Source organism: Actinomadura opuntiae, from assembly GCF_030283205.1.
Lineage (GTDB): Bacteria > Actinomycetota > Actinomycetes > Streptosporangiales > Streptosporangiaceae > Spirillospora.
On record NZ_JASNWF010000026.1, the window covers coordinates 61,841 to 74,881 of the forward strand.

A 13,041-nucleotide genomic window follows, 5' to 3' on the forward strand; every position below is an offset into this window, starting at 1 on the left:
ATGATCGAGGTGCTGGTGGCCGACGACCAGGCGGCGGTGCGCGCGGGCCTGGTGCTGATCCTCGGCGCGGCGCCGGACGTGCGGGTGGTCGGCGAGGCGGCCGACGGCGAGCGGGCCGTCGAGCTGGCCCGGGAGCTGCGCCCGGACGTGGTGCTGATGGACGTGCGGATGCCGCGGCTGGACGGCATCAGCGCCACCCGGGAGATCGCCGGGTTCGCGGACGTGCTGGTGCTGACCACGTTCGACCTGGACGAGTACGTGTTCGGCGCGCTGCGGGCGGGCGCCGCCGGGTTCCTGCTGAAGGACGTGGACGCCGACCGGCTGGTGGAGGCGGTGCGGACGGTCGCGGCCGGGGACGGGATCATCGCGCCGCAGGTGACGCGCCGGCTGATCGGCGCGTTCGCGGCCCGGCCGGAGCCGCCGGCGCCGGACCCGGCGGCGCTGGCCGAGCTCACCCCGCGCGAGCGGGAGGTGCTCGGCTGCCTCGGCGAGGGACTGTCGAACGGGGAGATCGCGCGGCGCCTGGCGATGGCGGAGACGACCACGAAGACGCACGTCAGCCGCATCCTCGGCAAGCTCGGGCTGCGCAGCCGCGTCCAGGCGGCCATCCTCGCCCAGGAGATCGCCGGCTCCGGCCTCCCGGCGGCCCCCGGCGAGCACGGACCCCCGGGCGGGCCCCGGCCCGGCAGCGACGATCTCAGCGCCGGATGAGCCGTCCCCGCGAAGCGCGAGGAGCCCCAGGTCAGGGGGACAGGCTGCGGATCAGGTCGGCGACGCGGACGATCCCCAGGCAGCGGCCCACCTCGTCGACGACCACCAGGTCGTCGTAGACGCGCTCGTGCTCCTGCCCCGCCGCGCGCAGCGCCGCGACCGCCGGCACCGTGCGCGGCACCGGACGCGGCGGATCGGCCAGCCGCGCGGCGGGCCGGTGCGCGTGCAGCGCGTGCCCGTAGGCGCCCGACAGCCGCAGCAGGAAGCGCGTCCGGTCCACGGTGGCGCGCGGCCGCTGCCGCTCGTCGACCAGCACGATGCTGGTGATGCCCGTCTCGGCGTTCAGCGCGTTCAGCACCTCGTCGGCGGTCGCGGTGTGCGGCATCGTCACGCCGGGGAGCGTGAACTCCGACACGCGGGGCCCGAGCTCGGGGCGCTCGCGCGGCGCGGGCGCGCCGCGCGCGGCGACGGGCACGGTGATCGGCATGCCGGGCCGCCACTCCGGCGGCGCCAGCGCCGGGCCCTGGACGAGCCGGACCCCGAGCTCGCGCAGGTGCAGCACCTGGTCGCCGGTCTGCAGGCCCGGCGCCAGGACGTGCGTCTCCAGCCGGTGCGCCAGCTCCACCAGGCTCGCCACCAGCGCCGACCGGCGCGGTTCGGCGGGCGCCCGGCGGGCCAGCACCGGATCGAGCTTGAGCAGGTAGGACGCGCCGTCGGCGAGCAGGTCGAGCGGGGCGTGCGCGGCGCCGACCCCGCCGAGCCCGACCAGGTACCCGGCCCGCCGCAGCGCGGCCAGCGCCGCGGTCACCGGCGCCCGCTGCGCCGGCGGGAAGCCGCCGGTGACGCAGATGATGATCTCCTGGGGGCGGCGGCCGGTCCCGGCGAAGCCCTGGTGCAGCTCGCCGAGCACCGGGTCGCCGAAGGCGAGGGTCTCGGCGCGCAGGCCGATCTGGAGCGGCAGCGGCGTGCGCAGGCCGGCCGCCGCGCGGGCCGCCTCGGCGGCGCGCCGCAGGTCCTCGGACACGGGATCGACGCGCGGCGGCGCCGGCGCGGCGGGCGGCCCCGCGTGCGCCTCCACGGCCACGACGGTGCCGGTGCCGAGATCGACGACCGGATGGAACACCGCCCGCGCCGGGACCAGGACATCAACGGCGGACACAGCGGCATCATGCCGCCCCGAAGCGCCCGGAACCGCTCTTGTCAGGAGAAGTTAACGCACAATTCGCCGCAGGTCGCGGCGTGGATCATGGCGCCGGGCGCCGCTCACAGCCCGCGGCCGCCGACCATCGCCGTCAGCGCGTAGGTGACCCCGGCGACGGCGGCCAGCCAGACGTAGGCGGTGATGTCGCCGCCGCGCAGCGCCTGCACGACGAGCCCGCCGATCACCGCGATCGTCAGCACGTCCCCGGTCATCGCCGAGGCCCGCAGGTGGGTGCGGGCGCGGTGGCCGGTGCCGAAGCGCTCGCTGACCGGCAGCGCCGGCTCGTTGCGCCGGAAGGCCAGGTAGCCGGCGTAGCAGGCCAGGGCGGCGAACGCGATGAGGGCCGTGCCGTAGCGTTCGTCGGCGGCGAGCACGGCGCCGACCACCACTCCGGCGCCGAGGACGAGCCCGGGCACGGCCCACCGGCTGAGGCTGCGGCGTTCGGGAGCGATCCACATGGTCACATCCTCTCCGATCGGCGGACGCGGGGGACCGGCAACGCGCCGGTCCGCCCGCGATGAGTCCGCCGCGACCGCCGCGGGCCCCGCGGATGCCCGGACCGCGGCGGGTTCCGGCCGGTATCTTCTCCCATCGTGGCGCAATTTCGACTGAACGGCTCGAAGATGCTGGCCGTCGATCTCGCCGGCGAGACGATCAGGGCGCTGAACGGCGCCATGGTCGCCTACGAGGGGCGGATGGCGTTCAAACGGGAGGGGATGACCGGGGGAGAGGGGCTGCGCGGCGCGCTCAAGCGCAGGATCGCCGGCGAGGGCATGACGCTGATGGAGGTCAGCGGCGAGGGCACCGTGTACCTGGCCAGCGAGGCCGCCGAGGTGACGCTCGTACACCTCACCGGCGACACCCTGTTCGTGGAGTCGGAGAGCCTGCTGGCGCTGGAGGGCGGGCTGCGCACGGGCGTGCAGTTCGTCGGGCTGCGGGGGATGGGGACCGGCCAGGGCCTCGCCACCACCAAGGTCGAGGGGCACGGCACGGTCGCGATCGTGTCCGACGGCCCGGCGATCGCGCTGGAGGTGACGCCCGAGACGCCGCTGTCGGTCGACCCGCACGCCTACGTCGGCCATCACGGGCAGTTGCGGCAGGACGTCGTCACCGACGTCAACTGGCGGACGGTCATCGGCCAGGGGTCGGGTGAGAGCGTCCAGTTCCGGTACCAGGGGCACGGCTTGGTCTACGTACAGCCGGCCGAACGCGGCGGGATGTTGGAGATCTGATGACGACGAAGTCGCGCGGGGGGCGCGGGGGGTCGTCCCCCCTCGGGAGGTACTGATGCCGGGCTACCAGAAGATCACCTCCAAGATGCTCCAGGTGCCCGTCGGGCCGGGGCGGGAGGTCTACAGCAGGCGCGGCGCGATGCTCGCCTACACCGGGGCGGTGTCGTTCGCGCCGTCCACGACGGCGGGGCAGAGCGTCGGCGGCGCCATCGGACGCGCCGTCGCCGGCGAGCGCAGCGCGATGATGCACGTCACCGGGCAGGGCGAGGTCATGTTCGGGCACGCGGGGCTGCACGTGTCCGTCGTCGACCTGGCCGGCGCCGACACCCTGTTCGTGGAGGCCGACCGGCTGCTCGTGCACGACGCGTCGCTCCAGGTCGGGACGATGTTCATGGGCGAGCAGGGCGGCGTTCGCGGCATCGTGCGCGGCGCGGTCACCGGGCAGGGGCTGTTCACGACCACGCTGACCGGGCAGGGCTCGTGCGCGCTGCTGTCGCACGGCGGCGTCATGGAGCTGCCGATCGGCCCGCAGCGTCCCGTCCACGTCGACCCGCAGGCCTACGTCGCCCACCGCGGCCAGGTGCAGAACAGGCTGACCACGGCCGTCGGGCTGCGCGACCTCATCGGACGCGGCTCCGGCGAGGGCTTCCAGCTCGAGCTGAGCGGCTCCGGCGTCGTCTACGTCCAGGCCAGCGAGAGGAAGATCTGACCCGTGAGCAGTTTCGGCGCGCAGACCTGGAACGCGGCCACCCTCCCGTCCAACGACAACGTCAATCCGTACGCCTTCAGCGTCGACCTCGACGGGCAGTGGTTCGCGCAGAAGGGCAAGATGATCGCCTACTACGGGCAGGTCAGGTTCGAGGCGCTGTCGGCCGGGCCGCTGGACTCCCTGGTGGCGCACACCTTCAACTCCCCGCTGTACGCCCAGGACTGGATCGTCGCGCAGGGGCGCGGCAAGCTCCTGCTCGCCGACCGCGGGTTCGACGTGAACTCCTTCGACCTCGACGACGGCAACCTCACCGTCCGGGCCGGGAACCTGCTGGCGTTCGAGCCGGGCCTGGAGCTCAAGCAGTCGATCATCCCGGGGTTCCTGACGCTGATCGGGACGGGCCGGTTCGTGGCCGCCTCCAACGGGCCCGTCCACTTCGTCGAGCCGCCGATCCGGGTCGACCCGCAGGCGCTGCTCGGCTGGGCGGACTGCCCCTCGCCCTGCCACCACTACGACCACTCCTACATGCGCGGCGCGTTCGGCGCCGCGCGGATGGTCTTCGGGATCGGCGGGTCGTCGGGCGAGGAGCACCAGTTCGACTTCACCGGCCAGGGCACCGTGCTGATGCAGTCGTCGGAGGCCGTGATGAACGAGGACGTCCTGCTGCGCGACCTCGAAGGGCAGATCGGCCTGGTCGGCACGTCGGGACTCCAGCGGCTCCACCAGACGATCAGCCGGCGGCTGTCGGCGGAGCGGCAGGGCTGACGAGCGGCAGGACCGACGGGCGGCTGACGCGGGGGCCCGGGCGATCCCGGGCCCCCGCGGCCCCACCGCCCCGCGGGGGCCGTCTAGGGGACGGCCCGCTGCGCGCGGGTCATCCCTGCTCGGGTGCGGGCTTCATGACATGGAACGGCACGCCGAACGGGTCCCGCACGGCCGCGGACCGGCCGTAGGGGCTGTCGGCGGGACCGGAGTCGAGCGTGCCGCCGCCCGCGGTGACCTTCGCGACCGCCTCGTCGGCGTCCTCGACCGCGAAGTAGGTCGTCCAGGACGGGACGCGGGTCCGGCCGTTGCCGAGCAGCAGGTCGGCTCCGCCGAGGATGCCGCCGATGTAGCGGCCGTCGCCGGCGCGGCGCAGGACGGTGTAGTCCATGTCGCCCGGCATCGGCTCCAGCTCGTAGCCGAACACCGCCTGGTAGAAGTCCCCGGCCGCCTTGGCGTCGGGGGTGACCAGCTCGTTCCAGACGAACGAGCCCGGCTCGTTCACGATGCCCGAGCCGTGGTGGTCCCGCCCCTGCCACAGGCCGAACTGGGCGCCCTGCGGATCCCTGACGATCGCCATCCGGCCGAGGCCCATCACGTCCATGGGCGGAACGACGGCCTCGCCGCCGGCGTCGGCGGCGCGCTTGACGAGCGCGTCGCAGTCGTCCGCGGCGATGTAGACCGTCCACCAGTACTCGTCGGGCTGGTCCTCCGGGTTCTGCATCATCCCGGCCACCGGCTCGCCGCGCAGCCTGCACTGGTTGTAGTGGCCCGCCTCCGCCCCGGCGTCCTCGAACTGCCAGCCGAAGAGCGTCCCGTAGAACGTCTTGGCCCGCTCGAGGTCGGGGAGGCCGATGTCGAGCCAGTTCGGTGTGCCCTCCGGCACGTTGCTCGTGACCTGGGTCATCCGACTCACACTCCTTTGTGCAGGGGCCTCGCGGCCCCGGCGTCCTCCGCCGCCCGCCGTACCCCCATCCTGGCCCCGGTCAGGGCTTTCACACATCGCGGCGCGGCGGATCGGCATGGCCGGGACCGGCCTGCGCTTCACGTACACTGGGCTGATGGTTTCGCTCCCGAGTTGACAGGCCGCCCAGCGCGCCCCGGTCGGATGGACCGCGCGGCGCGCTGTTTCGTGCGCCTGTCCATCGAGCCGTCCGTCAGGGGAGCCCTGTCACTGTGATCATCGCGAAAGACATCGAACTGCGCGCCGGGTCCCGGCTGCTGATCGAGTCCGCCTCGTTCCGGGTCAACCCCGGCGACCGGGTGGGCCTCGTCGGCCGCAACGGCGCCGGCAAGACGACCCTCACCAAGGTGCTGGCCGGGGAGGCGATCCCGGCGCAGGGCGGCGTGACGTCCTCGGGCACCATCGGCTACCTCCCGCAGGACCCGCGCGGCGTCGACCTGGACGAGCTGGCCCGCGACCGCATCCTGTCGGCGCGCGGGCTGGACGAGGTCGTCCGCAAGCTGCGGGCCGCCGAGGAGGCCATGGCCACCGCGACGGGCGAGGAGCGCGACAAGGCCGTCCGCCGCTACGGGCGGCTGGAGGAGCGGCTGCACGTGCTCGGCGGCTACTCCGCCGAGGCCGAGGCCGCCTCGATCGCCTCCAGCCTGGGCCTGCCCGACCGGGTGATGGGGCAGCCGCTCGGCACCCTGTCCGGCGGCCAGCGGCGCCGCGTCGAGCTGGCCCGCATCCTGTTCTCCGGCGCCGACACGCTGCTGCTGGACGAGCCGACCAACCACCTGGACGCCGACTCGGTCGTCTGGCTGCGCGACTTCCTGAAGTCCCACCAGGGCGGCCTGGTGGTGATCAGCCACGACGTGGACCTGCTGGGCGTGGTGGTCAACCGGGTGTTCCACCTGGACGCCAACCGCAGCGTGATCGACATCTACAACGTCGGCTGGAAGAAGTACCTGGACCAGCGCGAGACCGACGAGCGGCGGCGCAAGCGCGAGACGGCCAACGCCACGCGGCAGGCCACGGCGCTGCTGTCGCAGGCCGACAAGATGCGCGCGAAGGCCACCAAGGCCAAGGCGGCGCAGCAGATGGACCGGCGGGCCCGGCAGCTGCTCGCCGGTGTCGAGGGGGAGCGGCAGGCCGACAAGGTGGCCAAAATTCGCTTCCCGGACCCGGCACCTTGTGGCAAAACCCCCCTTACCGCCGAAGGTTTGTCGAAATCGTACGGATCTTTGGAGATTTTCACCGACGTGGACCTGGCCATCGACCGGGGCAGCCGGGTCGTCGTGCTGGGCCTGAACGGCGCGGGCAAGACGACCCTCCTGCGCATGCTGGCCGGGGTCGACAAGCCCGACACCGGCACCGTCGTGGCCGGGCACGGGCTGCGCATCGGCTACTACGCCCAGGAGCACGAGACGCTCGACGTGGAGCGGTCGGTGCTGGAGAACATGCAGTCGGCCGCGCCCGGCCTCGCGCCCGTCGAGGTCCGCAAGATCCTGGGCTCGTTCCTGTTCTCCGGCGACGACGTCGACAAGCCCGCCGGCGTGCTGTCCGGCGGTGAGAAGACCCGGCTGGCGCTGGCGATGCTGGTGGTCTCCAGCGCCAACGTCCTGCTGCTCGACGAGCCCACCAACAACCTCGACCCGGCCAGCCGCGCGGAGATCCTCGGCGCGCTGCGCACCTTCGCCGGGGCCATCGTCCTGGTGACCCACGATGAGGGTGCGGTGGACGCGCTGCGGCCGGAAAGAGTGATTTTGCTGCCGGATGGTGTCGAAGACATCTGGAGTGACGAGTTTGCCGATCTGGTGGCACTTGCGTGACCTGCAGAGTGCCTTCCGCAGATCTTTTCTGGCCGAGTGGGTAGCCGAACGCGCGGGAATGACTGATCATGGCGGGGGATAACGCAGCGGTCACCACATCACTACGGGAGGTACTCGTGGCCGAGACCCTCAAGAAGGGCACCCGCGTGACCGGTGCCGAGCGCGACAAGCTGGCGGCGGACCTCAAGAAGAGGTACGACTCCGGCGAGAGCATCCGCGCCCTGGCAGCCGCCACCGGCCGCTCGTACGGCTTCATCCACCGGATCCTCACCGAGTCCGGAGTCAACCTGCGCGGTCGCGGCGGCGCGACCCGGGGCAAGAAGTCCTGACCGGACGAAGGTCCAGAACGGACACGGGTCCCGAACGGACGCAGGTCCCGGACGGACGACGGCCCCCGGATGAGCGCACCGCCTGATCCGCCGCCGCGGCCCACCGAGTAGGGTTCGGTCGCGGCGGCGGGCAGGTCGGGTCCCGCCCCGTGGACGGCGGGGCGGGCCCGCCGCGCTCGTCGGAAGGGGAACGTCGATGGCGGACGCCAGGGTGGGGAACGGGCCGGAAGCGGCCACCGGGCCCGCCGGGTCCGGGCCCACCGGGTCCGGGACGGCCGGGGAACGGCCGCTGGAGGAGCGGCTGGCCGAGGCCGGGCTGCGGCTGGAGGTCGACGGCGCGGTCGCGACCGTCACGCTGAACCGGCCGGAGCGGCGCAACGCCATGACGTTCGCCACCTGGCGCGGGCTGGCCGCGATCGGCCGGTCACTGCCGGACGGCGTGCGGGTGGTCGTGCTGCGCGGCGCCGGTCCCTCGTTCTCGGCGGGCATCGACCTGTCGATGTTCTCCGGCGACGGCGGCGAGGGCTTCGCCGACGGCTCCGACGCCGAGGCCACCGACCGTTTCATCGCGGAGCTGCAGGAGGGCTACACCTGGCTGCGGCGTCCCGACATCGTCACCGTCGCGGCGGTGCACGGGCATGCCATCGGCGGCGGGTTCCAGCTCGCGCTCGCCTGTGACATCCGCGTCGCCGCAGACGACGTCAAGTTCTGCATGAAGGAGCCCGCGCTCGGGCTCGTCCCCGACCTCACCGGCACCAAGCCGCTGGTGGAGATCGTCGGCATCGGGCGCGCCCTCGAGCTGTGTCTGACCGCCCGGACGGTGCTCGCCGAGGAGGCGGCCCGGCTCGGCATCGCCGAGATCGTGGTGCCGCGCGACGGCCTGGACGCCGCGGTCGACGGCCTGGTGGCCTCCCTCCTCGCGGTGAACCCCGGCGCCGCCGTGGCGACCAAGCGGCTGCTGTGGGAGGCCGCGGAGAACACCCTCGAACAGCAGTGCGCCGCCGAGCGCCGCGAGCAGATCGGCCGCCTCCGCGACCTCTTCGGCAAGTGACCTGACACCCTTCCCGCACGCGTCGAGCCGCGGTCATCGTTGACTTGCGGCGAGTCGTCGTCATGCGCCCGGCCATAACGACGACTCGCCGCAAGTGAACGTGGTTCGGTCAGCCGAGGGCCTCGCGGCCGCCGCGTGCGAGCGGGAGGTCGACGCGGCTGACGCCCGTCCGCGTCGTGACCACGGTGCCGGCGGGGTAGCGCAGCGTGTAGTCGTAGTCGGTGGACAGCAGGATCACGCCGAGCCGGTGACCGGCCTTGACGGTGTAGTCGGTCGGCTGGAGGTCCCAGCGGAACGCGTAGGTGCGTCCGGGCGTGATCGGGTCGGTGCGGCTGAAGCTGTGCCGGTTCCGGGCGTCCAGCCAGCCCCGCGTGATGATCTTGTACGGGGCGGTCTGCATGGCGAGGGCCTGCCGGGTGGTGCAGCCCTCATCGCCCGGCACGCTCTGCCCGTAGCAGACCTTCTGCCCGGTGTCGACGCGGGCGCCGGTCGGCCGGCTGTCCGTGCCGTAGTCCACCAGGAGCGCCGTCAGGTAGGGCGACCGGCCGTCCAGGGACGCGCGCAGCGACATCGACGGGGTGCCGTCGATGCGGACCGGCCGGTCCAGCGCCGGGGTGAGGTAGGCGAGCCGGTTCGGGTCGGCCCGGCCCTCGTTCGCCAGCAGGTCCTCGGCGGTGCGGGTCTTGCCCTGGTCGGTGAACGACTGCGTCGCGGGCCGTCCCGGACGCAGGCCGAGCGTGCCCGGCTGCCCGGACGGCCCGGCGTTGAGGCTGACCGGGACGGTGCGGGTGCCGGGGACCGGCCAGTCCTTCGCCGTCTCCCACGTCCCGTCCGCGTGCTGGACGTCGACGCGCGGCTCCTTGTCGATGCCGTTGCGAATGCCGTAGAGGTACCGGTCGAACCAGTGGAGCGTCTGCCGCAGCCACTCCTCCACGCGCCAGCGGAACGGCGTGGAGTGGTTGCCCTGGTGCAGCCAGAGCTTGCGCGGCACGCCCGCCTTCTTCAGCGCGTTCCACCACTGGACGGAGTTCTTGAGCTTGACGTTCCAGTCGTTGAGCCCGTGCACGACCATGACGGCCGCGTGCACGTTGCGCGCCTGCCCGACGTAGTCGCGCTCGGCCCAGACCTTGCCGTAGTCGCCGGTCTCGCGGTCCTGGGTGGCCTCGATCTGATCGATGACCTTCTGGCAGACCTCGGGGTTCTTGCGGGTCAGCACGGCCTTGGCCAGCACGTCCAGGTCCTCGCCCTGGTAGCCGCCCGGCGCGACGACGCCGCCGCCTGCGCGGTAGTAGTCGTACCAGCTGCTGATCCCGGCGATCGGGACGATGGCCTTCAGCCCCTCGACGCCGGACGCGGCGGCCATGTTCGGCAGCGTCCCGTCGTAGGACTGGCCGATCATGCCGACGTTCCCGGTGGACCAGGTGGCCTTGACCGGGGTGCCGTCCGGCGCCCAGCCGCGGGCCCGGCCGTTCAGCCAGTCGACGGCGGCCTTGGCGCCGGCCTGCTCGCTGCGGTCGCCGGACGTCGGGCAGCCGGTCGAGCCGCCCGTCCCGATGCTGTCGAGGTCGGCGACGGCGTAGCCGCGCGGCAGGAAGTAGTTGTCGTAGTAGCCGGGGAACATCTCGGCGAGGTTCCGCTGCGTGGTGGTCAGCGCGCGGGCCTGCGCGTCGCCGATGTCCACCGGGTGGTTCGGGACGTCGTTGATGCCGGCCCAGTACGGGCTCGGCTCCATGATCGTCGGGACCCGGAGGCCGGCGGTGTCGGTCTCCTTCGGCCGCATGATCCGCAGCTGGACGCGGTCGCGGACGCCGTCGCGGTCGCTGTCGGCCGTGGTCTCGATGTTCACCGTCTGGGTGACGGCGTCGGCGCGGGAGAACACCGGCTGCGTCTCGCCGCCGCCGACGGTGAGCCGGTGCGGCGGCGCGGCGGGCGCGGACCTCGCGGACGCGGACGCGGCGGGCAGTGCGGCGGTGAGCAGCGCGGCGGCGGCGACCAGTGCGGCACCGGTGGTCGGTGCGGCGGCACCGGCGCCCGCTCGTGGCGGGCGCATGCGCGGGCGCTGTGGTGAGCGCTGGGACACGGGGGCTCCTGGGGGGTGAGAGCCTGACGTTGTTGATCACATTAACCACCGGTTCGGGCGGGAAGTCCAGAGCCGTTACGCCGTGAGCGGAGCCGGGAAGCGCGGCGGGCGGACGCGCGTTGTCCCGGCCGGATACTGAGATGCTTACTTGATTACGTTTCACGCGCGCCCTTCCCCGCGCCGGGCGCGCGGCGACCCCCTCGGAGGTACTGGTGGGCATGCCGGGAATGCCGGGCAACGGCTGGCAGGTGATGGCCTCGTTCCGCCGCGACGAGTCGGTCACCCAGCAGCGGCTCAAGCCCGGCACGTTCAAGCGGATCGCGGGCTACGCCCGCCCCTACACCCGCGACCTGGTCCTGTTCCTCGGGCTGAACGCGCTCGCCGCGGTGGTCGTCGTCGCCAACCCGCTGCTGCTCAAGTCGATCATCGACACCGGCATCGGGCACCACCGGCAGGACCTGGTGGTCTGGCTCGCCGTCGCGGTCGCCGGGCTCGCCCTGCTGGACGCGGTGCTCGGGCTCGCGCAGCGCTGGTACTCCGCGCGCATCGGCGAGGGCCTGATCTACGACCTGCGCAGCCAGGTGTTCGGGCACGTCCAGCGCCAGCCCGTCGCGTTCTTCATGCGGGCGCAGACCGGGTCGCTGGTCAGCCGGCTCAACAACGACGTCATCGGGGCGCAGCGGGCGCTCACCACCACGCTGTCGTCGGTGGTCTCCAACGTGATCAGCCTGGTCCTGGTGCTGGTCACGATGATGATCCTGTCCTGGCAGGTGACGCTGATCGCGCTGCTGCTGCTCCCGGTGTTCATCCTGCCGGCCAAGTGGGTCGGCAAGCGGCTGTCGCGGATCAGCCGCGAGCAGATGGTGCTGGACGCCGAGATGAGCTCGCTGATGACCGAGCGGTTCAACGTCGCGGGCGCCATGCTGGCCAAGCTCTACGGCCGTCCCGCCGAGGAGGAGGAGAACTTCTCCGGGCGCGCCGCGCGGGTCCGCGACATCGGGGTCGTCTCCGCGATGTACGGGCGGGTGTTCTTCACCGGCCTGACGCTCGTCGCCGCGCTGGCCACCGCGATGGTCTACGGCGTCGGCGGCTACCTGGTGGTCGACGGCAACTTCCAGCTCGGCACGCTCGTCGCACTGGCCACCCTGCTCACCCGGATGTACGGGCCGCTCACCGCGCTGTCCAACGTCCACGTGGACGTCATGACGGCGCTCGTCAGCTTCGACCGCGTCTTCGAGGTGCTCGACCTCAAGCCGCTGATCCGCGACCGCGACAACGCCCGGACGCTGGGCGAGGCGCGCGAGGCCGCCACGACGAGCCTGGCCAAGGGCAACGGGCACGGCACCCCCCGGCGGGAGGCCCCGGCCGTCCGGTTCGAGCACGTCAGGTTCGCCTACCCGTCGGCGGACGAGGTGTCGCTGGCGTCGCTGGAGTCGATCGCCCGCGCCGACCACGCCCCCGGCAAGGAGGTGCTGCACGACGTCGACTTCACCGCCGAGCCAGGGCAGCTCGTCGCGCTGGTCGGGCCGTCCGGCGCCGGGAAGTCGACGATCACCCACCTGGTGTCGCGGCTGTACGACGTGTCGGGCGGCGCGGTGAAGATCGGCGGCGTGGACGTGCGCGACGTCACGCTCGACTCGCTGCGCGCCGAGGTCGGCGTCGTCAGCCAGGACGCGCACCTGTTCCACGACTCGATCCGCGAGAACATGCGCTACGCCCGCCCGGACGCCACCGACGAGGAGATCCTCGCCGCGCTGGACGCCGCGCAGATCGGCCCGCTGGTCGCGGGCATGCCCGAGGGCCTGGACACCGTCGTCGGGGACCGCGGCTACCGGCTGTCGGGCGGCGAGAAGCAGCGGTTGGCGATCGCGCGGCTGCTGCTGAAGGCGCCCTCGGTGGTGGTGCTGGACGAGGCGACCGCGCACCTGGACTCCGAGTCCGAGGCCGCTGTGCAGGAGGCGCTGCGGACCGCGCTGGCCGGCCGCACCTCGCTGGTGATCGCGCACCGGCTGTCCACCATCCGGGAGGCCGACCAGATCCTGGTGATCGAGGAGGGCCGGGTCGCCGAGCGCGGCCGGCACGAGGAGCTGCTGCTGGAGGGCGGCCTGTACGCCGAGCTGTACCGCACCCAGTTCTCCCACCAGAAGGACGAGGAGCGCGCCACCGAGCCGCTCGGCGCCGAGTAGCCGCC

General features: G+C 73.0%; 12 protein-coding genes. 8 read left to right on the top strand and 4 right to left on the bottom strand.

Annotated features, from left to right (window positions below; all coding sequences use genetic code 11):
- Window positions 1-711 carry a response regulator gene (locus QP089_RS40975; protein ID WP_285919773.1) on the top strand — a complete coding sequence of 237 codons (711 nt, stop codon included), beginning with the start codon at window positions 1-3 and terminating at the stop codon, window positions 709-711.
- A 31-nt stretch (window positions 712-742) separates the two neighbouring features.
- Here the strand turns inward: QP089_RS40975 and QP089_RS40980 are convergent, their stop codons facing one another.
- Both QP089_RS40980 and QP089_RS40985 read right to left on the bottom strand, forming a co-directional pair.
- Entirely contained in the window at window positions 743-1,870 is a 1,128-nt protein-coding gene (locus QP089_RS40980) for an EAL domain-containing protein (protein WP_285919651.1), read from the bottom strand.
- 104 nt (window positions 1,871-1,974) lie between these two features.
- Window positions 1,975-2,370: an ABC transporter permease gene (locus tag QP089_RS40985; protein WP_285919652.1), complete on the bottom strand. Its 396-nt coding sequence runs from the start codon at window positions 2,368-2,370 to the stop codon at window positions 1,975-1,977.
- A gap of 135 nt (window positions 2,371-2,505) precedes the next feature.
- Here QP089_RS40985 and QP089_RS40990 point away from each other — a divergent pair, with 135 nt between their 5' ends.
- The 3 genes from QP089_RS40990 to QP089_RS41000 are packed head-to-tail and all read left to right on the top strand — an operon-like array spanning window position 2,506 to window position 4,618.
- Window positions 2,506-3,144, top strand: coding sequence for an AIM24 family protein (locus tag QP089_RS40990; protein WP_285919653.1), 639 nt, complete (start codon window positions 2,506-2,508; stop codon window positions 3,142-3,144).
- 55 nt (window positions 3,145-3,199) lie between these two features.
- A complete protein-coding gene (locus QP089_RS40995) occupies window positions 3,200-3,853 on the top strand; it encodes an AIM24 family protein (protein ID WP_285919654.1) in 654 nt (217 codons plus the stop codon).
- A gap of 3 nt (window positions 3,854-3,856) precedes the next feature.
- Complete coding sequence (locus QP089_RS41000; protein WP_285919655.1) at window positions 3,857-4,618, top strand: AIM24 family protein; 762 nt, start codon at window positions 3,857-3,859, stop codon at window positions 4,616-4,618.
- A gap of 109 nt (window positions 4,619-4,727) precedes the next feature.
- Here QP089_RS41000 and QP089_RS41005 read toward each other — a convergent pair whose 3' ends face one another.
- Window positions 4,728-5,522: a VOC family protein gene (locus QP089_RS41005; RefSeq protein ID WP_285919656.1), complete on the bottom strand. Its 795-nt coding sequence runs from the start codon at window positions 5,520-5,522 to the stop codon at window positions 4,728-4,730.
- A gap of 269 nt (window positions 5,523-5,791) precedes the next feature.
- Between QP089_RS41005 and abc-f the strand changes: the two genes are divergently transcribed.
- The 3 genes from abc-f to QP089_RS41020 all read left to right on the top strand — a co-directional run bounded on the left by abc-f (window position 5,792) and on the right by QP089_RS41020 (window position 8,770).
- On the top strand, window positions 5,792-7,390 hold the full coding sequence (gene abc-f, locus QP089_RS41010; RefSeq protein WP_285919657.1) for a ribosomal protection-like ABC-F family protein: 1,599 nt from the start codon (window positions 5,792-5,794) through the stop codon (window positions 7,388-7,390).
- Between the two features lie 116 nt (window positions 7,391-7,506).
- Window positions 7,507-7,719: a helix-turn-helix domain-containing protein gene (locus QP089_RS41015; protein ID WP_021596738.1), complete on the top strand. Its 213-nt coding sequence runs from the start codon at window positions 7,507-7,509 to the stop codon at window positions 7,717-7,719.
- 196 nt (window positions 7,720-7,915) lie between these two features.
- Window positions 7,916-8,770, top strand: a complete 855-nt coding sequence (locus QP089_RS41020; RefSeq protein WP_285919666.1) for an enoyl-CoA hydratase/isomerase family protein — start codon at window positions 7,916-7,918, stop codon at window positions 8,768-8,770.
- Window positions 8,771-8,879: 109 nt separating this feature from the next.
- On the opposite strand, the gene QP089_RS41025 is transcribed toward QP089_RS41020, so the two are convergent.
- Window positions 8,880-10,820, bottom strand: a complete 1,941-nt coding sequence (locus QP089_RS41025; protein WP_285919668.1) for a Xaa-Pro dipeptidyl-peptidase — start codon at window positions 10,818-10,820, stop codon at window positions 8,880-8,882.
- Between the two features lie 248 nt (window positions 10,821-11,068).
- Between QP089_RS41025 and QP089_RS41030 the strand changes: the two genes are divergently transcribed.
- Complete coding sequence (locus tag QP089_RS41030) at window positions 11,069-13,036, top strand: ABC transporter ATP-binding protein (protein ID WP_446474134.1); 1,968 nt, start codon at window positions 11,069-11,071, stop codon at window positions 13,034-13,036.
- The last annotated feature ends 5 nt before the right edge of the window (window positions 13,037-13,041 follow it).